The sequence below is a fragment of the Streptomyces atroolivaceus genome, from assembly GCF_000717025.1.
In the GTDB taxonomy this organism is placed as follows: Bacteria; Actinomycetota; Actinomycetes; order Streptomycetales; family Streptomycetaceae; genus Streptomyces; species Streptomyces atroolivaceus.
Map to the genome: position 1 here is coordinate 215,135 of NZ_JNXG01000011.1, position 19,465 is coordinate 234,599.

General features: G+C 71.2%; 16 protein-coding genes and 2 pseudogenes. 12 read left to right on the forward strand and 6 right to left on the reverse strand.

What is annotated here, in order from left to right; genetic code table 11:
• Positions 1-9: 9 nt before the first annotated feature.
• The 4 genes from galE to idi all read left to right on the forward strand — a co-directional run bounded on the left by galE (position 10) and on the right by idi (position 4,316).
• Positions 10-996: a UDP-glucose 4-epimerase GalE gene (gene galE, locus OO67_RS21650; protein WP_033302707.1), complete on the forward strand. Its 987-nt coding sequence runs from the start codon at positions 10-12 to the stop codon at positions 994-996.
• 164 nt (positions 997-1,160) lie between these two features.
• Entirely contained in the window at positions 1,161-2,102 is a 942-nt protein-coding gene (locus tag OO67_RS21655) for a cation diffusion facilitator family transporter (protein WP_033302708.1), read from the forward strand.
• 218 nt (positions 2,103-2,320) lie between these two features.
• Positions 2,321-3,574, forward strand: coding sequence for a bifunctional class I SAM-dependent methyltransferase/N-acetyltransferase (locus tag OO67_RS21660; protein ID WP_033302709.1), 1,254 nt, complete (start codon positions 2,321-2,323; stop codon positions 3,572-3,574).
• 148 nt (positions 3,575-3,722) lie between these two features.
• Positions 3,723-4,316 carry an isopentenyl-diphosphate Delta-isomerase gene (gene idi / locus OO67_RS21665; protein WP_033302710.1) on the forward strand — a complete coding sequence of 198 codons (594 nt, stop codon included), beginning with the start codon at positions 3,723-3,725 and terminating at the stop codon, positions 4,314-4,316.
• 23 nt (positions 4,317-4,339) lie between these two features.
• Here the strand turns inward: idi and OO67_RS21670 are convergent, their stop codons facing one another.
• Both OO67_RS21670 and OO67_RS21675 read right to left on the reverse strand, forming a co-directional pair.
• Positions 4,340-4,795, reverse strand: coding sequence for an ATP-binding protein (locus tag OO67_RS21670; protein ID WP_033302711.1), 456 nt, complete (start codon positions 4,793-4,795; stop codon positions 4,340-4,342).
• 147 nt (positions 4,796-4,942) lie between these two features.
• The gene (locus OO67_RS21675; protein ID WP_033302712.1) at positions 4,943-5,530 is read right to left on the reverse strand and encodes an HdeD family acid-resistance protein; all 588 of its coding nucleotides are present in this window, start codon (positions 5,528-5,530) and stop codon (positions 4,943-4,945) included.
• An 80-nt stretch (positions 5,531-5,610) separates the two neighbouring features.
• Between OO67_RS21675 and OO67_RS21680 the strand changes: the two genes are divergently transcribed.
• The gene (locus OO67_RS21680) at positions 5,611-6,411 is read left to right on the forward strand and encodes an enoyl-CoA hydratase/isomerase family protein (RefSeq protein ID WP_033302713.1); all 801 of its coding nucleotides are present in this window, start codon (positions 5,611-5,613) and stop codon (positions 6,409-6,411) included.
• Here the strand turns inward: OO67_RS21680 and OO67_RS21685 are convergent.
• Both OO67_RS21685 and OO67_RS21690 read right to left on the reverse strand, forming a co-directional pair.
• On the reverse strand, positions 6,398-7,033 hold the full coding sequence (locus tag OO67_RS21685; protein WP_033302714.1) for a DJ-1/PfpI family protein: 636 nt from the start codon (positions 7,031-7,033) through the stop codon (positions 6,398-6,400). The two genes, OO67_RS21680 and OO67_RS21685, sit on opposite strands and share 14 nt — an antisense overlap.
• Positions 7,034-7,080: 47 nt before the next feature.
• Positions 7,081-8,037: a GlxA family transcriptional regulator gene (locus tag OO67_RS21690; protein ID WP_033302837.1), complete on the reverse strand. Its 957-nt coding sequence runs from the start codon at positions 8,035-8,037 to the stop codon at positions 7,081-7,083.
• Between the two features lie 134 nt (positions 8,038-8,171).
• Here OO67_RS21690 and OO67_RS21695 point away from each other — a divergent pair, with 134 nt between their 5' ends.
• The 6 genes and pseudogenes from OO67_RS21695 to OO67_RS39990 form a co-directional block, all read left to right on the forward strand.
• Entirely contained in the window at positions 8,172-9,035 is an 864-nt protein-coding gene (locus tag OO67_RS21695) for an SCO6745 family protein (protein WP_033302715.1), read from the forward strand.
• Between the two features lie 67 nt (positions 9,036-9,102).
• Positions 9,103-9,234 carry an LPFR motif small protein gene (locus OO67_RS40510; RefSeq protein WP_274383015.1) on the forward strand — a complete coding sequence of 44 codons (132 nt, stop codon included), beginning with the start codon at positions 9,103-9,105 and terminating at the stop codon, positions 9,232-9,234.
• A 218-nt stretch (positions 9,235-9,452) separates the two neighbouring features.
• Positions 9,453-11,891, forward strand: a complete 2,439-nt coding sequence (locus OO67_RS21700) for a Tex family protein (RefSeq protein ID WP_033302716.1) — start codon at positions 9,453-9,455, stop codon at positions 11,889-11,891.
• A gap of 522 nt (positions 11,892-12,413) precedes the next feature.
• Positions 12,414-13,406 (forward strand): LacI family DNA-binding transcriptional regulator, encoded by a 993-nt coding sequence (locus OO67_RS21705; RefSeq protein WP_033302717.1) that lies wholly within the window; start codon positions 12,414-12,416, stop codon positions 13,404-13,406.
• 242 nt (positions 13,407-13,648) lie between these two features.
• Positions 13,649-14,128 (forward strand): annotated as a pseudogene (locus OO67_RS39985) (RICIN domain-containing protein); the annotation flags it as partial.
• A gap of 75 nt (positions 14,129-14,203) precedes the next feature.
• Positions 14,204-14,893, forward strand: a pseudogene (locus tag OO67_RS39990) (pectate lyase); the annotation flags it as partial.
• Between the two features lie 58 nt (positions 14,894-14,951).
• Here OO67_RS39990 and OO67_RS21715 read toward each other — a convergent pair.
• Entirely contained in the window at positions 14,952-16,592 is a 1,641-nt protein-coding gene (locus OO67_RS21715) for an ABC-F family ATP-binding cassette domain-containing protein (RefSeq protein ID WP_033302718.1), read from the reverse strand.
• A gap of 108 nt (positions 16,593-16,700) precedes the next feature.
• On the opposite strand from OO67_RS21715, the gene OO67_RS21720 reads away from it, so the two are divergent.
• Entirely contained in the window at positions 16,701-17,633 is a 933-nt protein-coding gene (locus OO67_RS21720; protein ID WP_033302719.1) for an FAD-dependent oxidoreductase, read from the forward strand.
• Between the two features lie 15 nt (positions 17,634-17,648).
• Here OO67_RS21720 and OO67_RS21725 read toward each other — a convergent pair whose 3' ends face one another.
• Positions 17,649-19,385, reverse strand: a complete 1,737-nt coding sequence (locus OO67_RS21725) for a BCCT family transporter (RefSeq protein ID WP_033302720.1) — start codon at positions 19,383-19,385, stop codon at positions 17,649-17,651.
• Positions 19,386-19,465: the final 80 nt, after the last annotated feature.

Here is a 19,465-nt window from a genome sequence, read left to right on the forward strand (position 1 = left end):
CTGACGTGCATGACGTGGTTGATCACAGGCGGGGCCGGTTACATCGGGGCACATGTGGCGAAGGCCATGACGGGAGCCGGCGAACGGGTCGTCGTCCTCGACGACATCTCGACGGGCATCGAGGCGAGACTGCCGGCGGACGTCACGCTGGTGCGTGGATCGGCCTCGGACCGCGATGTGCTCGACCGGGTGCTGGCGGAGCACGCCGTCACGGGGGTGGTGCACCTCGCGGCGAAGAAGCAGGTCGGTGAGTCCGTCGAGAAACCGCTGCTCTACTACCGGGAGAACGTGACCGGGCTCTCCGTCCTGCTGGAGGCCGTGGTCGCGGCAGGGGTGAGGCGCTTCCTCTTCTCCTCCTCGGCAGCCGTCTACGGCGTCCCGGACGTGGAGCTCATCACGGAGGAGACTCCGTGCGCGCCGATCAACCCGTACGGCGAGACCAAGCTCGCCGGGGAGTGGCTGGTGCGCGCGACGGGGCGGGCCCACGGCGTCTCGACGGCCTGCCTGCGGTACTTCAACGTGGCGGGGTCCGCCGCACCCGAGCTGGCCGACACCGGCGTCTTCAACGTCGTACCGATGTTCTTCGACCGGCTGACGCGTGGGGACGCGCCTCGCATCTTCGGCGACGACTACCCGACACCGGACGGCACGGCTGTACGGGACTACATCCATGTCGCCGACCTGGCGGAGGCGCACCTCGCCGTGGCCAGGCATCTGGACGAGGACTCGGGCGGAGGCGACCTCACCGTGAACATCGGCCGGGGCGAAGGCGTGTCCGTGCGCCGGCTCGCCGAGCTGGTGGGTGAGGTCACCGGTCTGCCCACGGAACCCGTGGTCGAGCCGCGCAGGCCGGGAGACGCCGCCCGGGCGGTCGCTTCGGCCGCCCGGATGACCGAGGAGCTGGGCTGGACGGCACGCCGCGGGATGCGCGAGATGGTGGAGTCGGCTTGGGAGGGCTGGTGCCTGCGGCATCCGGAGGCCCGCGCCGCGCGGTGAGGACGCGCATTCCGGCAAGGCTCTGACCTGCAGTCGTTTCCGCAGGTCAGAGCATATGACAACGGTGTTCAGTGCCGTGTTGCCCCCTACCCCGCCCCCGTAGTTCACTGGCCGCGTCGGGCGAGGTGCGCCCGAAGGGCACGACGGGTTCCGGAGGCGTTCGCATGGGGGCTGGCCACGATCACGGGCACGCGCACGGGGCACCGCCGCCCACGGGGACGGCCGCCGCCGCGTACCGGGGCCGGCTCCGGGTCGCCCTGGGCATCACGCTCGGCGTCATGGTCGTGGAGATCGTCGGCGGGCTCCTCGCCGACTCGCTCGCCCTGATCGCGGACGCGGCCCATATGGCGACCGACGCCCTGGGGCTGGGCATGGCCCTGCTGGCCATCCACTTCGCCAACAGGCCCTCAGGCCCCAACCGCACCTTCGGTTTCGCCCGGGCCGAGATCCTCGCCGCGCTCGCCAACTGCCTGCTGCTCCTCGGCGTCGGCGGTTATCTGGTCTTCGAGGCGGTCGACCGCTTCATCACGCCGGCGGAGACCAGGGGAGGCCTGGCCATCACGTTCGCCGCCATCGGCATGGTGGCCAACATGGTCTCCCTCTCCCTGCTGATGCGCGGGCAGCGGGACAGCCTCAACGTGCGGGGGGCCTATCTCGAAGTCGTCGCGGACACGCTCGGCTCGGTGACGGTGCTCGTGTCGGCGGGCATCATCATGGCCACCGGCTGGCAGGCCGCCGACCCCATCGCCTCGCTGCTGATCGGCCTCATGATCGTCCCCCGGACGGTGAAACTCCTGCGGGAGACGCTCGACGTCCTGCTCGAGTCGGCGCCCAAGGGGGTCGACATGGACGAGGTACGCGCCCACATCACGGCCCTGCCCGGCGTGCTGGACGTCCATGACCTGCACGCCTGGACGATCACCTCGGGTATGCCGGTCCTCTCCGCCCACGTGGTCGTGCACCAGGAGATGCTGGACTCGATCGGGCACGAGAAGCTCCTGCACGATCTGCAGGGCTGCCTCGGCGATCACTTCGACGTCGAGCACTGCACCTTCCAGCTGGAGCCCAGCGGGCACGCGGAGCACGAGGCCCGGCTCTGCCACTGAGCCGGGGGACGCCCTTCGGCGACCGGTGTTAAGGTCTGCGTCGATGCCTCCGAGCCCGGAGGCCGGTGACGAGTGAAGGCGCTGAGTTCGATGACTGTCGCGACGAAGGCTGCCCCGCGCAGCAATCGGTCCGTCCGCATCTTCCGGGTCACCGGCTGACCGCTCGGCACTCCGCACGCGGCGTCGGCCGGGACCCTCTCACCCAAGGGTTTCCCGCCTTGACCGACCACACGTACAACGCTTTCTTCGAACTGCACCACCGGCTGCCCCGGCAGAGCCCGGGCTCCGATGCCACGACGCGGCGACTGCTCGCCATGGCGGGCTCGCTGCCGGACCGTCCGCGCGTTCTGGACCTGGGCTGCGGCCCGGGCAGGGCATCCCTGCTGCTCGCCGCCGAGGCGGGCGCGGAGGTGACGGCGGTCGATCTGCACCAGCCGTTCCTCGACGAGCTCACCGAGGCCGCCGGGGCCCGAGGGCTCGGTGACCGGATCCGTACCGTCCGGGCGGACATGGCCGACCTCGTCGGGCCCGGCTTCGACGACGGGTCCTACGACCTGGTCTGGGCCGAGGGTTCGGCGTACATCATCGGGTTCGACACCGCGCTGCGGGACTGGCAGCGGCTGCTCGCCCCCGGCGGCACGATGGTGGTCACCGACTGCGTCTGGACCACGGGCTCCCCGTCGGCCGGTGCGCGCGCCTTCTGGGACCGGCAGGCCCCGCTGCGGCCCGTCGCGGAGAACACCGCGGCGGCCGTGGAGGCGGGCTGCCATGTCCTCGGCGTACTGGTACAGCCCGACAGCGACTGGGACGAGTACTACGTCCCGCTGGCCGACCGGGTCGCCGCGGCGGATCCGTCGGCTCCCGGCATGCCGGAGGCGCTCGCGGCCACCCGCGAGGAGCTTGAGGTGCGTCGCCGCCACGGGTCGGAGTACGGCTACGCCGGCTACGTGCTGCGCCCCTCCGATCCCCGCTGGCGTACCCGCCCTGAGACGGCGGCCGACCGCGACGCGGTGCACGGGGTGGTGGCGGCCGCCTTCCCGACCCGGGCCGAAGCCGATCTGGTCGACGCCCTGCGCACGGACCCCGGCGCGTGGCTGCCCGGCCTGTCGTACGTGGCCGAGGCCCCGGACGGGTCCGTCGCGGCCCACGCCCTGCTGACCCGGTGCCTGGTCGGGAACGCCCCGGCGCTCGCACTGGCTCCGGTGGCCACCGCGCCGCACCACCAGCGGGCGGGCGCCGGGCGGGCGGTGGTCCGGGCGGTGCTGGATGCCGCACGGCTGCGCGGGGAGTCACTCGTCCTGGTGCTCGGTCATCCTGGGTACTACCCGGCCTTCGGGTTCGAACCGGCCTCGCGGTCCGGGATCAGGCCGGGCTTCGAGGTACCCGACGAGGCGATGATGGCGCTGGTCCTCGACGATTCCGTGCCGGTGCCCACGGGCGTGATCCGTTATCCGGCGGCCTTCGGAGTCTGACGCGGTGTCCGTCCCGCCGCGCCTTCCAGGGCGGGGCGGGACGGACATGCCAGGACCCGAAGTGCGGACAAGCGGCTTTTGTACGGCAGACTTGACCGCACTCGAGGGGCCCGGCGCACGAGGCCGGGGACCAAAGCGAAGGATGGGTATGCCGACCACACCAGCCACCGCGGCGCACAGCTCGTCGAACGGCACAGCAGACGCGATCATGCTCGAACTGGTCGACGAGAACGGCACCACCATCGGCACCGCGGAGAAGCTCGCCGCTCACCAGGCCCCCGGCCAGCTTCACCGCGCGTTCTCCGTCTTCCTCTTCGACGAGCAGGGGCGGCTGCTGCTGCAGCGTCGTGCGCTCGGCAAGTACCACTCCCCCGGCGTGTGGTCGAACACCTGTTGTGGCCACCCGTATCCGGGAGAGGCGCCGTTCGCGGCGGCCGCCCGGCGTACGTACGAGGAGCTGGGGGTCTCGCCCTCACTGCTCGCCGCCGCCGGCACGGTCCGCTACAACCATCCCGACCCGGTCTCGGGCCTGGTGGAGCAGGAGTTCAACCACCTGTTCGTCGGGATGGTGCAGGAGCGCCTGCGGCCGGACCAGGAAGAGGTCGGGGAGACGGCCTTCGTGACCTCGGGTGAGCTCGCGGAACGGCATGCCGCCGCGCCGTTCTCGGCGTGGTTCATGACCGTGCTGGACGCCGCGCGTCCCGCGATCAGGGAACTGACGGGGCCGTCCGCGGGCTGGTGAGGCCACGCGCCGGGCAGAGGCGGTCAGAGCTGCGTCTTCAGTGGCAGCGCCGCCCAGATGATCTTTCCGCCGCCCGCGGTGTGCTCCACGTCGCAGGTGCCGCCTGCCTCGGCGGTGATCTCACGCACCAGGAGCAGCCCGCGTCCGCCGGTCTGCGCGTAGTCGGTGACCAGTGCCGTCGGGCGGTAGGGGTGGTTGTCCTCGACGGAGACCCTGATCCATTCCGCTCCGATGGCCACCTCCACCGCCAGCTCGGGCGAGAGGAGCGCGGCGTGCCGGACGGCGTTGGTGACCAGTTCGGACACGATCAGCAGCAGCCCCTGGAGGATGTCGTCCTCGACGGGCACACGCTGCCGGTCGAGCAGGTCGCGTACCGCGTGCCGGGCCTGCGGCACCGATACGTCGACAGCGGGGGCGGTGAAGCGCCACACGCCCTCGTACGGCACGGGATGGGCCGGAACACTCCCACGGCTCTCCATGGACCGCCACCCGCTCTCGACTCGCTGCCACTGACCATCGGGTAACGAGTGTCGGGAACAGGGTGGTCCGGATCGCAGCCTTGACCACAAGTGGTCGCTTACAGGCGCAGATTGACCGAGCGGGTATGACAGCGTCAGGTGATTGGACTACTTCTCACCTTCTTCGGGCGTCATCTGGTCCGTCACCAGACCGACGACCCGTCGTCCGCCCACACCGATCGCGATCAGTCCGAGCCCGTCGAACAGCAGGGCGAGGGAGAAGAAGAAGCCGAGCACGTAGAGACTGCTGTGGGGCCAGTCGAAGAGAACCAGCAGCCCCAGCAGGAGCCCGAACGCCCCTTGGAGCAGCGTCCAGCCGAACTGGGGCCCGCGGACGACGACGCTGCCGACCAGCCGGAACACTCCCCCGGTGAGGAAGAGCAACGCGGCGAACATCGTCAGCGCCTCGGCGGTGCCTTCCGGATGCCGGATGACGACGACGCCGGCGGCGATGTTCAGCGCGGCGACCACGACGCCCAGCCAGAAGTAGGCGGTGCCACGGGCCTGGACCGCGTGGAGGAGGCCGACGAGTCCGCCGACGAGCAGCAGCCAGCCGAACAGGATCATCGAGGTGAGTGTGGCGACCCCGGTGTAGACGAGGCCGACGAGCCCCGCGACGACCAGCAGGACGCCGAGCAGCGCGAGCCCGCCGAAGCTCCGGTTCAGTCTCTTGCCCTCGGTCGTGGGTCCGGCCATCGACAGCTCCTCACGGCGCGTGTCCGCTCTGCGGCCCCTTCCTGATCATAGGTTCGGGCCCTGCGGATAGCATCCGGCGCATGGATCCCAGGGAGCAGACGGCCCGGACCGATCCGCGGCTGGAGCACACGGTCGTGGACGGCATCGCCACCGTCGTCATCAGCAACCCCGCCAAGCGCAACGCCATGACCTCGGACATGTGGCGGGCGCTTCCCGTGCTCCTGGAGGAGCTGGCCGCCGACCCCGCCGTACGCGTCCTCGTGCTCACCGGCGCCGGTGACACCTTCTGCGCGGGTGCGGACATCGCCTCCCTGCTGGATCCGGACGGGTGGCCGCAGGACCTCACCGTGCAGGCCGAGGAGGCTCTGGCGGCCTTCCCCCGGCCGACGCTGGCCGCCGTCCGCGGGTTCTGTGTGGGCGGGGGCAGCCAGCTCGCGGCCGCGTGCGACCTGCGGTTCGCCGAGGAGGGTGCTTCCTTCGGTGTCACCCCGGCGAAGCTCGGGATCGTCTACCCCTCCTCGTCGACGCGTCGGCTGGTCGCGCTCGTCGGCCCGGCCACCACGAAGTTCCTGCTGTTCTCCGGGGAGCTGATCGGGACGGAACGGGCGCTGCGCACGGGGCTGGTGGACGAGGTGCTGCCGGAGGGCGGACTGGAGGACCGGGTACGTACGTTCGCACGGGTTCTGGCGTCGCGTTCGCAACTGACCCAGGCCGCGGCGAAGGAGTTCGCCGACGGGCGGCGGGACCGGGACGCGTACTGGTCGCGGCAGGCACGCGGCAGCGGCGACACCGCCGAGGGGGTCGCCGCCTTCCTGGAGCACCGCACTCCCCGCTTCGCCCGGACGACGGGGCGCTCCGGGCCCGCGCCTACGTCAGGATGAACCGGCTCCTGGCCCGCCACTCCCCGACCATGGCCGCCGGGGCCTTCTCCGGCGATCCGCAGTCGTAGGGCGGCTGGGGGTCGTACTCGGTGAGCAGCTGGACGGTCCTCGCGTGTTCGTCGCCCGCGATCCTGCCGAGCAGGGTGAGGCCCATGTCTATCCCGGCGGAGACACCGGCGGCGGTGACGTACTTGCCGTCGAAGACCACCCGCTCGCCTGTGGGCGCGGCTCCGAAGGTCTCCAGGACGTCGAGTGCGAGCCAGTGCGAGGTGGCACGCCGGCCGGTGAGCAGTCCGGCCGCGGCGAGCAGCAGGGAACCGGTGCACACCGAGGTCGTCCACGTGCTGGTGGCATCGACCGTCCGCAGCCAGCCGAGCAGGGCCTGGTTCTCCATCTGGTCGCTCTGCCCGGGACCTCCCGGCACGATCACCACGTCGGGGGCGGGTGTGTCGGCGAGTGTGCGGTCGGCGACGAGCGAGAGGCTGCCGCTGTCGTTGCGCACCGCCCCGGTCCGCTCGGCGACGAAGACGGGCTCGGCGCCGGGGGCCCGGCTGAGCATCTCGTACGGGCCCACGGCGTCGAGCGCGGTGAAGCGGTCGAAGAGGACGACGGCGATCTGCATGAGGTTCCTTCCGTTGCTGCGCTGTGGCCGGCGGGGCCGCCGTCCCATCAGGCGGGCTGGGCGCGGAAGCGGCGCCGGTATTCGGCGGGCGCCGTTCCGAGGGCCTTGACGAAGGCGCGGCGCATCGCCTCCGGGGTGCCGTAACCGCTGGCACGGGAGATGCCGGTGACGCCGTCGTTCGTGTCCTCCAGAAGCCGTCGGGCCTGTTCCAGGCGTACGCGCTCGACGTACCTGCCGGGGGTCAGGCCCGTCTCGGCCTGGAAGGCGCGGGAGAAGTGGCGGGGAGAGAGTCCGGCTCGGGCCGCGAGTGCCTCCACCGAGAGGTCTGCGTCCGGATGCCCGGTGATCCAGTGCTGGACCTCGCGCAGGGGCTCGCGGACGGCGGTCTGCGCGGTGAGCTGGGCGCTGAACTGTGCCTGGTTGCCCGGCCGCCGCAGGAACACCACCAGGTGGCGGGCGACGGTGAGCGCCACTTCGCGCCCGTGTTCCTCCTCGACCAGGGCGAGCGCGAGGTCGATGCCGGCGGTGACGCCGGCCGACGTCGCCAGCCGCCCGTCGCGTACGAAGATCGGGTCCGGGTCCACGTGCACCGCCGGGTACATCCGGGCGAGCGTCTCGCAGACCGACCAGTGGGTGGTCACCCGGTGGCCGTCCAGCTGGCCCGCCTCGGCGAGGAGGAGGGCGCCGGTGCACACCGACACCAGCTGCCGGGCCCGTGGGGCGTGTGCCCGGAGCCAGCCGATCAGCTCCGGGTCCGGTGTCCTCGTTCCGGCGCCTCCCGGCACGAGGAGCAGATCGGGCGCCGGGGCGTCCGCGAGCGTCCCGTCGGGGACAAGGGTGAGACCACTGGAGCAGCGGACCGGCGCGCCGTCCAGGGAGGCGGTGCGCAGGTCGTACGAGACGCCGGGGAAGCGGGACGCTCCGGCGAACACCTCCGCCGGGCCGCTCACATCGAGGCTCTGCACGCCCTGGAAGAGGACGACGAGCACGGATCGCTGCTTCATGTCCGCCATCCTGGGCGGACGGCCCGATGGCCGCAATGACGAGTTTCCCACCTTTCCTGCCATGCGCTCCTCGCGGCCCGTCGGCGTCCCACCGGGGTCTGGTCTACGTACCAACCAGTCGGTAACGTGCTGCCATGAGTACTCTTCCGCCGCGTGCAGGACGCCGCTGCCACAACGCGCTCAACCCGCTGCACTCCTGTGTCTACTTCTCTCCCGACCTCGGCAAGGAGTTCGGGGAGCTCGGCGTCGACAACGACAGCCGGGTCTACTTCGCCGCGCGCGGCGCGGCCCTGGGCGCGACCGGCGCGGGCGCGGTCACCGCGACCTTCTACAACTTCAACCACGAGCTGGTGGCCCGCCACCTGCCCTCCGTGTGGTCGGACATCTCGCCGCAGGCGGCACTCGACGCACGCCTGAGGGCGGCCGACTCGACGCTGCGCCGGGTGCTCGGCGAGGAGACCATCACCTCCCCCGAGATGGCGGAGGCGGCCGGGCTCGCCCTGCGGGCCGCCGAGGCCTGCACCCGCCACGCCCGTCCGCTGTACGCCGCGCACGCGGATCTGGACGTGCCGGAGCAGCCGCACCTGGCGTACTGGCACGCGGCGACGCTGCTGCGCGAACACCGCGGCGACGGGCACCTGGCCGCCCTGCTCGGGGCCGGTCTCGACCCCCTCGAGGCCCTGGTCAGCCACACCGCCACCGGCAAGGGCATGGCCCCTCGCTGGATCCTCGCCACCCGCGGCTGGCGTCGCGCGGACTGGGACGCGGCGGTGGAGCGGCTGCGCGACCGGGGCGTGCTGGACGGGGAGGGCGAGCTGACGGACGCGGGCACCGCGCTCAGGGCGGAACTGGAGGCGGCGACGGACCGTATGGACGCCGCGCCGTACGAGCACCTGGGCGCCGAGGGCGTGGAGCGGCTCACCGAACTGGGCCGCGGATTCCTGTTCGCGGCGGCCGCCGCCGGGGCGTTCCCCGAGGACCTGGTCGGCAAGGGCTGACTCCGCACACGTTTACGGCGCGCGGGACAGGCCAGGCGGTAGGCACACCCTACGAAGGAGGCACACCGTGTTCCGTGCGATAGCAAACGCCCTGAGTACCGTCGGATCGGCCGTGGCCACCGTGGTGACTCTGCCCTTCCGGCTCCTGGCAGGCCTTTTCGGCGGCGCGTCGCGCAGCGGCAGGACCCGGCGCGCGTAGGACCGTTCGTCCGGATCAGGCCCGCCGGCCCGGAGTGATCCGGACGGGCGGCCGGTTCGAGAGGACGTCGGGGCCGTGATCGGCACCGTGACCGACCAGGTCACGCGACACGGCCCCCGGCCACCCGGCACAATGCAGGCGAAGGGGCCCACCCGGGTGTGGACCACCCCAGTGGCACAGCCAGCACAGCCAGTACGAGAAGGCGAGTCGGGAAAACCGTGACGACGTCCATCGAAGGCAGGATCGCCGAGGAGCTCGGCGTACGTGAGCGTCAGGTGAAGGCGGCCGTCGACTTGCTCGACGGCGGGTCGACCGTGCCGTTCATCGCGCGCTACCGCAAGGAAGCGACCGAGATGCTCGACGATGCGCAACTGCGCACGCTCGAGGAGAGGCTGCGGTATCTGCGGGAACTCGAGGACCGCCGTACGGCGGTCCTCGAGTCCGTACGTGAGCAGGGCAAGCTCGACGCCGCCCTGGAGGCGCAGATCCGGGCGGCCGACACCAAGGCGCGGCTGGAGGACATCTACCTCCCGTTCAAGCCGAAGCGACGCACGAAGGCGCAGATCGCGCGCGAGGCGGGCCTGGAGCCGCTGGCCGACGCGCTGCTCGGCGACCCGTCGGTGGACCCGCTCACCGCCGCCGCGCCGTTCGCGGACACCGAGAAGGGCGTGGCGGACCCGGCGGCGGCACTGGAGGGCGCCCGGGCGATCCTGACCGAGCGCTTCTCGGAGGACGCCGACCTCACCGGCGAGCTGCGCGAGCGCATGTGGTCGCGCGGCAGGGTCGTCGCGAAGGTACGGGAGGGCAAGGAGGAGGCGGGCGCGAAGTTCGCCGACTACTTCGACTTCGCCGAGCCGTTCACCGCGCTGCCCTCGCACCGCGTCCTCGCCATGCTCCGGGGCGAGAAGGAGGACGTGCTCGACCTGGTCCTGGAACCGGAGGAACCGTCGGAGCAGCCGGGCCCGTCGTCGTACGAGAACATGATCGCCCGCCGGTTCGGCGTCGCGGACCGTGGCAGGCCGGGGGACAAATGGCTCGGCGACACGGTGCGCTGGGCCTGGCGCACCCGGATCCTGGTGCACCTCGGGATCGACATGCGGCTGCGGCTGCGTACGGCCGCGGAGGACGAGGCCGTACGTGTGTTCGCGTCGAACCTGCGTGATCTGCTGCTCGCCGCCCCGGCCGGCACCCGGGCGACCCTGGGGCTCGACCCCGGCTTCCGTACGGGCGTGAAGGTCGCCGTCGTGGACGCGACCGGCAAGGTCGTCGCGACGGATGTCATCCACCCGCATGTGCCGGCGAACAAGTGGGACCAGTCGCTGGCCACGCTGGAGCGGCTCGCCAGGGAGCACCGTGTCGATCTGATCGCGATCGGCAACGGTACGGCCTCCCGCGAGACCGACAAGCTCGCGGGCGAGCTGTGCGACAAGCACCCCGAGCTGAAGCTCACGAAGGTGATGGTGTCGGAAGCGGGCGCTTCCGTGTACTCGGCGTCGGCCTTCGCCTCGCAGGAACTCCCGGACATGGACGTCTCGTTGCGCGGCGCGGTCTCGATCGCGCGCCGGCTGCAGGATCCGCTGGCCGAACTGGTGAAGATCGACCCGAAGTCCATCGGCGTCGGCCAGTACCAGCACGACCTGTCCGAGGTGAAGTTGTCCCGCTCCCTGGACGCCGTGGTCGAGGACTGCGTGAACGGCGTCGGGGTCGACGTCAACACCGCGTCGGCGCCGCTGCTCTCCCGTGTGTCCGGCATCGGCTCCGGGCTCGCGGAGAACATCGTGTCCCACCGGGACGCGAACGGCCCCTTCCGCTCCCGCCGCGCGCTCAAGGACGTGGCACGGCTGGGCCCGAAGGCGTACGAGCAGTGTGCGGGCTTCCTCCGGATCCGGGGTGGCGACGACCCTCTGGACGCGTCGAGCGTGCACCCGGAGGCGTATCCCGTGGTCCGCACGATGGTGAAGCGGACAGGCGGCGACGTCGCATCGCTGATCGGCAACACGGACACCCTCCGGTCGTTGCGGCCGGACGAGTTCGTGGACGAGAAGTTCGGTCTGCCGACGGTCACCGACATCCTCAGGGAACTCGAGAAGCCCGGCCGCGACCCGAGGCCCGCCTTCCGGACGGCCACGTTCAAGGAGGGCGTCGAGAAGCTCGGCGACCTGGCCCCCGGGATGGTGCTGGAGGGCGTCGTGACGAACGTGGCGGCCTTCGGCGCGTTCGTGGACGTCGGCGTCCACCAGGACGGTCTCGTCCACGTGTCGGCGATGTCGCGGACGTTCGTCAAGGACCCGAGGGATGTCGTGAAGCCCGGCGACATCGTGAAGGTGAAGGTCATGGACGTCGACATCCCACGCAAGCGTGTCTCCCTGACCTTGCGGCTCGATGACGAGGCCACGGCGGGCCAGGGCGGCGGGCAGGGCCCGAAGCGCGACCGGAACGCGCAGGGTGGCGGTGAGCGACCTCCCCGGCAGAGGCAGGGCCAGGGGCAGGACAGCCGTCAGGGAGGTGCCGGTCAGCGCCGTGACAGGCGCACGGGCGGCGGCAGCGGCGGTGGCGCACCGCGCGCTGCCGCGGCTCCGGCCAACAGCGCGATGGCTGACGCGCTGCGGCGCGCGGGCCTGACGGACGGCTCGGACCGGGGCGGCCGCAAGCGCTGAGGCGGATGCGCGGGCGGACGGGGCGTGGCCCTGTCCGCCCGCTTCCGTTTTCACGGGCCCAGGCCCCGCCGACAGGGCACGACACCGTCACGCGGAACGAGTCCTGCCGGAAGCATTGACATGCTCAGGACTCGCCATCACTCTGAGGGCCAACCCGGGATGCAACCGGTTGCACCGCACCGGTTGCATCCCGGCAGCAAGAAGCGCATGCCGGAGTAGAGGGCTCCCCCCGTCTCCCGCGCACGCACCGACCACCTGGCGGAAAGGACAGCCGATGTCCCGCACGACACGAGCACCCACCTGGACCCCCTTCGCCCTGGCGGCCGGAGCCGGAGTCCTCGGCAACACCCGGGCCTTGTCAGCTCCTTGACGCACCTCCTGTTGTGCAACCGGTTGCAGACCACCGGACCGAGAGGGCGTTCACGCCTCCGCGGTCCCCTGTATGCACCGAGGGCCGGCAGAGGTACGTTCAGGGGCAGGCGGCCGGTGCCGCAGGACGGGCAAGGGGAAACAAGCGTGGCGATGACCATCCGTGATGTCGCGCAGGCCGCGGGGGTTCACGTCTCCACCGTCTCGCGGGCCTTCTCGGCCTCCCACCTCGTGAAGCGGGAGACCCGGGACCGGGTCCTGGCCGTCGCCGCGGAGCTGGGCTACCAGCCCAACGAGACGGCACGGGCGCTGACCACGGGCCGCACCCGGAATCTCGGGCTGATCGTCTCCGACATCGCCAACCCCTTCTACCCGCCGCTCATCAAGGCGGCCCAGGCATACGCGCGCGTCCGTGGCTACCAGGTGTTCGTGGCGGACACCGACGAGGACGTCCACGCCGAGGAGGAGCTGATCCAGACCCTGGCGCGCCAGGTCGACGGCATCGTCCTGGTCAGCCCCCGGCTGGCCAACGACGTGATCGCCCGGCTGGGCGGTGACCTGCCGTTCGTCCTGGTCAACCGTCAGGTGACGGGGCTCTCCGCCGTACTGATGGACGTGGCCCACGGCGCGACCCTCGCGGTGGAACACCTCGCGGGACTGGGCCACGGGCATCTGGCCCTGGTCGGCGGCCCGCGCGGGTCGTGGACCAGCGCGGAGATGCGACGGGCCGCCGGCCGGGCGGCGGCGGAGCAGGGAATCCGGCTGGACGTGCTCGGCCCCAACGCGCCGACGGAGCAGGGCGGGATCAAGGCGACGGCCGCCGTACTGAGGACAGGAGCCACCGGTGTGATCGCCTACAACGACCTGGTCGCCATCGGGCTCATCGAAGGGCTCGACGACCGGGAGGTGCTGGTGCCGCGCGACGTCAGCGTGGTCGGCGTGGACGACACCGTGGCAGGACGGCTGAACCGGCCGCGGCTCACCACGGTAGCCATGCCCACCGCCCCGGCGGGCAGGACGGCCGTCGACCTGCTGATCGAGACGGTCGAAACGGCCGGCACCGCCCGTGCCACGGCGCAGACCACACTGGCCACCTCACTGGTCGTCAGGGATTCCACCGCGACCTCCGGTCCGTCGGCCGGCTGATCGTCCGCACCACCTTGTTGACCGCTCGAAATGGGTGACGTACCGTCACCGCTGTTCGCATACTCGAACCTGGTTCATCATACGGAATCTTGTTCCGGAACCGGGGACGGCCTTCACCACCGCACCAACCACTGACAGGTGCCTGCGGAGGACGCCGCAGGCGGTGAAAGGAATAGCCAGTGCGCACTGATAATCAGCACGTCAGGAGACGTGGCGGCCGCGCGGCCGCCACCTTCGTCGCCGTGGTCTCGCTGCTCGCCGCGGGACTCACCGCTCTCTTCGCGACCGGCTCCGCCTCGGCAGCTCCGGCCGCGGGCTCGTACAGACTGGCGAACGCCGCCAGCGGTCTGTGTCTGGGTGTACCGGGCTCCAGCGCCTCAGCGGGGACGCAGCTCGCTCAGAGTGCCTGCAACGGCGCCGCCAACCAGACCTGGAAGCTCACCGCCTCAGGCAGCGGCTACACCCTGGCCGCCGCGAACAGCGCCAAGTGCGCCGGCGTGCGGGACGCCTCCACCAGTGCCGGCAAGGCCGTCGAGCAGCAGAACTGCAGCGGCGCCGCCACCCAGGTGTGGACCCTGACCGCGGTCAGCGGCAACACCTACCGCGTCGTCAACAGCAACGGCGGCAAGTGCCTCAACGTGAAGGACAGCTCGTCCGCGTCGGGCGCCCTGATCCAGCAGAACTCCTGCGACTCGGTGAGCAGCAAGAGCTGGACCTTCACCGCCTCCGGCACCGTTCCCACGGACCCGCCGACGGATCCGCCGACCGATCCGCCCACCGACCCGCCGACCGACCGGCCGTCCTGGCCGAGCGCCAACGGCAGCCAGGCCGTCTCCTCGACCATCGAGGTCTCGGGCACGTACGACGGTGGCATGAAGCGTCTGTACGGCAGCGGTGACCTGGGCAGCGGTGGTCAGGACGAGGACCAGCCCCCGATGATCAAGCTGGCGGACGGCGCCACCCTGCAGAACGTCATCCTCGGCGCTCCGGCCGCCGACGGTGTGCACTGCGCCGGCACCTGCACGATCAAGAACGTCTGGTGGGAGGACGTGGGCGAGGACGCCGCGACCTTCCGCGGCGGCTCCTCCTCGACGGTCCGCACGATCGACGGCGGCGGGGCGAGGCTGGCCGAGGACAAGGTGTTCCAGCACAACGGCGTCGGCACCCTGGTCGTGAAGAACTTCCAGGTCGACGACTTCGGCAAGCTGGTCCGTTCCTGCGGCAACTGCTCCACGCAGAACGCCCGGCACATCCAGCTGCAGAACATCTGGGCGACGGCCCCCGGCACGAGCCTGGTCGGCATCAACACCAACTACGGTGACACGGCCCGGATCTCGGATGTCACGATCTACGAGGACGGCGACCGTGACATGAAGATCTGCACCAAGTACAGGGGCACGACGAGCGGCGAGCCGAGCGAGATCGGCTCGGGTGCGGACAGCACCAACTGCATCTACTCGTCGTCCGAGATCAGTTACGTCGACTGAGGCACCCGACAGCACGGCACCTGCCCGTCCCGGCATCAGGGGCGGGCAGGTTCTCGTGTCAGCCCGCCTCGGTGACCTTGCCGTCGGAGACCTCGACGCGGCGGGTCGTACGGACCGCCTCCAGCATCCGCCGGTCGTGCGTGACCAGCAGCAGCGTCCCGGAGTAGGCCTCCAGTGCCGACTCCAGCTGTTCGATCGCCGGAAGGTCCAGGTGGTTCGTCGGCTCGTCCAGGACGAGCAGATTGACGCCCCTGCCCTGGAGGAGGGCGAGGCCGGCCCGGGTGCGTTCGCCGGGCGAGAGCGTGGTCGCGGGGCGCAGCACGTGCGCGGCGCGCAGGCCGAATTTGGCGAGCAGGGTGCGCACCTCGGCGGGCTCGGTGTCCGGGACGGCGGCGCAGAAGGCGTCCAGCAGGCTCTCGGTGCCGTGGAACAGCTTGCGCGCCTGGTCGACCTCGCCCACCACGACGCCCGAGCCGAGCGTGGCGTGGCCCGCGTCGAGCGGAAGCCTCCCGAGCAGGGCGGCCAGCAGTGTGGACTTGCCGGCCCCGTTGGCGCCGGTGATGGCGACCCGGTCCGCCCAGTCGATCTGCAGGGTGGCCGGACCGAAGGAGAAACCGCCGCGGACCACGGCGGCGTCGCGCAGGGTGGCCACGACGGAGCCTGAGCGCGGTGCGGAGGCGATCTCCATCCGCAGCTCCCACTCCTTGCGGGGCTCCTCGACGACGTCGAGGCGCTCGATCATCCTCTGCGTCTGCTTGGCCTTCGCGGCCTGCTTCTCGCTGGACTCGCTGCGGAACTTACGGCCGATCTTGTCGTTGTCGGTGGCCTTGCGGCGGGCGTTCTTCACGCCCTTCTCCATCCAGCCGCGCTGCATCTGGGCCCGGCCCTCGAGCGCGGAGCGTTTGTCGGCGTACTCCTCGAACTCCTCGCGGGCGTGCGTACGGGCGCGTTCGCGCTCCTCCAGGTAGGAGGCGTAGCCGCCGCCGTAGAGGTTGATCTCCTGCTGGGCGAGATCGAGCTCCAGGACCTTGGTGACCGTCCGCATCAGGAACTCACGGTCGTGGCTCACGACCACGGTGCCGGCGCGCAGCCCTGACACGAAGCGCTCGAGGCGCTCCAGGCCGTCGAGGTCCAGGTCGTTGGTCGGCTCGTCGAGGAGGAACACGTCGTAGCGCGACAGCAGCAACGAGGCCAGGCCCGCGCGGGCCGCCTGGCCACCGGAGAGAGCGGTCATCGGGAGGTCGAGGCCGATGGTCAGCCCGAGGTCGGCGGCGACCTCCTCGGCACGTTCGTCCAGGTCGGCGCCACCGAGGGACAGCCAGCGCTCCAGCGTCTCGGAGTACGCGTCGTCCGCGCCGGGCGCTCCGTCGACCAGGGCCTGGGTCGCCGCGTCCATGGCGGCCTGGGCGTCGGCGACCCCGGTGCGGCGGGCGAGGAATTCCCGTACGGACTCACCCGCGCGGCGCTCGGGCTCCTGCGGGAGGTGTCCGACGGTGGCGGTGGGCGGAGACAGCCGCAGCTCGCCCTCCTCCGGCCGGTCGAGGCCTGCGAGCAGGCGGAGCAGTGAGGATTTGCCGGCGCCGTTGGCTCCGACGAGACCGATCACGTCACCGGGCGCGACCACGAGGTCGAGTCCTGCGAAGAGTGTGCGGTCGCCGTGTCCGGCGGCGAGTTCCTTGGCGACGAGAGTGGCAGTCATCAGGGTGACGATCCTAACGAACCTCCGGCGGCCGTGTTTCCGCGGAGCGTGGGTGCGACCATGGCCCGTCCCGCTTCTCGGCGGGCACGGGGCGGTGCGCGGACAGGGGTGAGCACGGTGGCGGACGTGATCGTGGTGGGTGGCGGGGTCAGTGGGCTGACCACGGCGCTGTTGCTCGCGGAGCGTGGCCTGCGGGTGCGGGTCTGGTCCAGGGACCCGGCCTCGGCCACGACCTCGGCCGTGGCCGGTGCGCTGTGGTGGCCGTACCGGATCGAGCCCGAGGCGCTGGTGGGCTCGTGGTCGCTGGAGACCCTCCGGGTGTACGAGGAGCTGGCCGCCGCCCCCGTGGAGACCGGTGTGCGCATGGTCGTCGGGGTGCACGGGGGCGAGCGCCTGGACGCGCTGGGGCCGTGGGCCGGCAGCCTGCGGCACGCGTCGGAGGTGGCGGAGGGGCTGCGCGTGACCCTGCCGCTGATCGACATGCCGGCCCATCTGCGCTGGCTGGAGGGCCGGCTGTCCGCTGCGGGCGGCGTGGTCGAGCGGCGTACGGTGCGCGGCTTCACGGAGGCGGCGGCCGAGGCACGGGTGGTCGTCAACTGCACGGGGCTCGGTGCCCGCGCGCTGGTACCCGATCCCGGTGTGCGGCCGGTCAGGGGCCAGCTGGTGGTGGTGGAGAACCCGGGTATCGACGAGTGGTACACCCTGGCGGACCCGGAGTCGAGCGCGACGACGTACTTCTTCCCACAGCCGGGCGGGCTGGTACTGGGCGGAACGGCGGAGGTGGACGATCCGCGTACGGAACCCGACCCGCGTACGGCACGGGAGATCGTGGCGCGCTGCGCGCGGATACGGCCGGAGATCGCCGGGGCGCGGATCATCGGCCACCGGGTGGGGCTGCGGCCGGCCCGGGACTCCGGTGTCCGCATCGAGGCGGAAGAGCTGCCGGGCGGCGTTCTGCTGGTCCACAACTACGGCCACGGCGGCGCCGGGGTGACGGTGGCCCGGGGCTGCGCGCGGGCCGCGGCCCAGCTGGTGGGCTGAGCCGCAGGCCCGCGGTCAGGCCGGTCCTTCCTTGTGGCGCTCGTCGCTGGTGACGTCCGCGGGGCCGGGACCGATCCGGATCTCGAAGTCCCCGTCGTACTTGGCGTGTCCCTGGATGACCGCGGTCTCGACGGCCTCCACGCCGAACTCCCTGCGGACGATCATCGGGTCCTGGCGCAGGTCCCTCATCAGGGACACACACATGCCGATCATGACGAGGGTGAACGGTGCCGCCACCAGGATGGTCAGATTCTGCAGACCTGCCAGCGCGTCGCCCTGGCCGTCGCCGACGAGCAGCATGACCGCCGCCACGGCGCCGGTGACGACGCCCCAGAAGATCACGACCCACTTGGCGGGTTCGAGGACGCCCTTCTGCGAGAGCGTGCCCATCACGATCGACGCGGCGTCGGCCCCGGAGACGAAGAAGATGCCGACGAGCACCATCACCAGGATGCTCATGAGGGTGGCGACCGGGAACTGCTGCAGGACGCCGAAGAGCTGTGCCTCCGGGGTGTCGCCGACGTCCGCGAGCCGGCCCGCGTCCTCCAGCCGGATCGCCGATCCGCCGAAGACGGCGAACCAGACCAGGCTGACCGTGCTGGGGACGAGGATCACGCCGCCGACGAACTGACGGATCGTCCGGCCACGGCTGATCCTGGCGATGAACATGCCGACGAAGGGCGTCCAGGAGATCCACCAGGCCCAGTAGAAGACCGTCCAGCTCGCGAGCCAGTCGGCCACCGCGCCCTGCCCGGTGGCCTCGGTACGGCCGGCCAGCTGGGCGAGGTCACCGAAGTACGCGCCGATGGAGGTGGGCAGCAGGTCGAGCACGATGATGGTGGGCCCCGCGATGAATACGAAGATCACCAGGATCAGGGCGAGCACCATGTTGATGTTGGACAGCCACTGGATGCCCTTCTCGACGCCGGACACGGCGGAGACGACGAACGCGACCGTCAGCACGGCGATGATCGCGACCAGCAGGCCCGTGCCGGTCTTCTCCATCCAGTTGAGCTCCTGGAAACCACTGCCGATCTGGAGCGCGCCGAGCCCGAGCGAGGCCGCGGAGCCGAACAGGGTCGCGAAGATGGCGAGGATGTCGATGATCCGGCCGACCGTTCCGTGGGCCCGCTTCTCTCCGATGAGCGGTACGAAGACGGAGCTGATCGTCTGCCTCCGGTGCCGGCGGTAGGCGCTGTACGCGATGGCGAGCCCGACGACCGCGTAGATCGCCCAGGGGTGCAGAGTCCAGTGGAAGAGGGTGGTGGCCATGGCCGTCTGCATCGCCTCGGCCGCGTCCTCGGGGCGGGTACCGGGCGGCGGACTGGTGAAGTGGGCCAGCGGCTCACTGACGCCGTAGAACATGAGGCCGATTCCCATACCGGCGCTGAACATCATGGCGACCCAGGAGACCGTGCGGAACTCCGGCTTTTCGCCCTCCTGTCCGAGCGAGATCGTCCCGTAACGGCTGATCGCGAGCCAGAGGGCGAAGACCACGAAACCGGAGGCGGCCAGCATGAAGGCCCAGCCACCGTTGTGGATGAGGCCGTTGAGCAGCTTGTTGGAGACGGTTTCCAACGAGTCGGTGGCCGTGGAACCCCAGACCACGAAGGCGACGGTGAGCACCGCCGTGACGCCGAAGACCACCCGGTCGGTCGTGGCGCGCCGGCCATGGTGCGGGTCGGCGGGTAGATCGGCCGTGACGGGGAGATAGTCTCCCCGCCCGCCGGTTCCCTGCTCGTCATGTGACACAGATGGCACCTTTCACGCAGTGCGAAATTTCGCTCTCCGTAGGCAGTACCACACGCTGTGTGCATCTCCCGGGACCAACA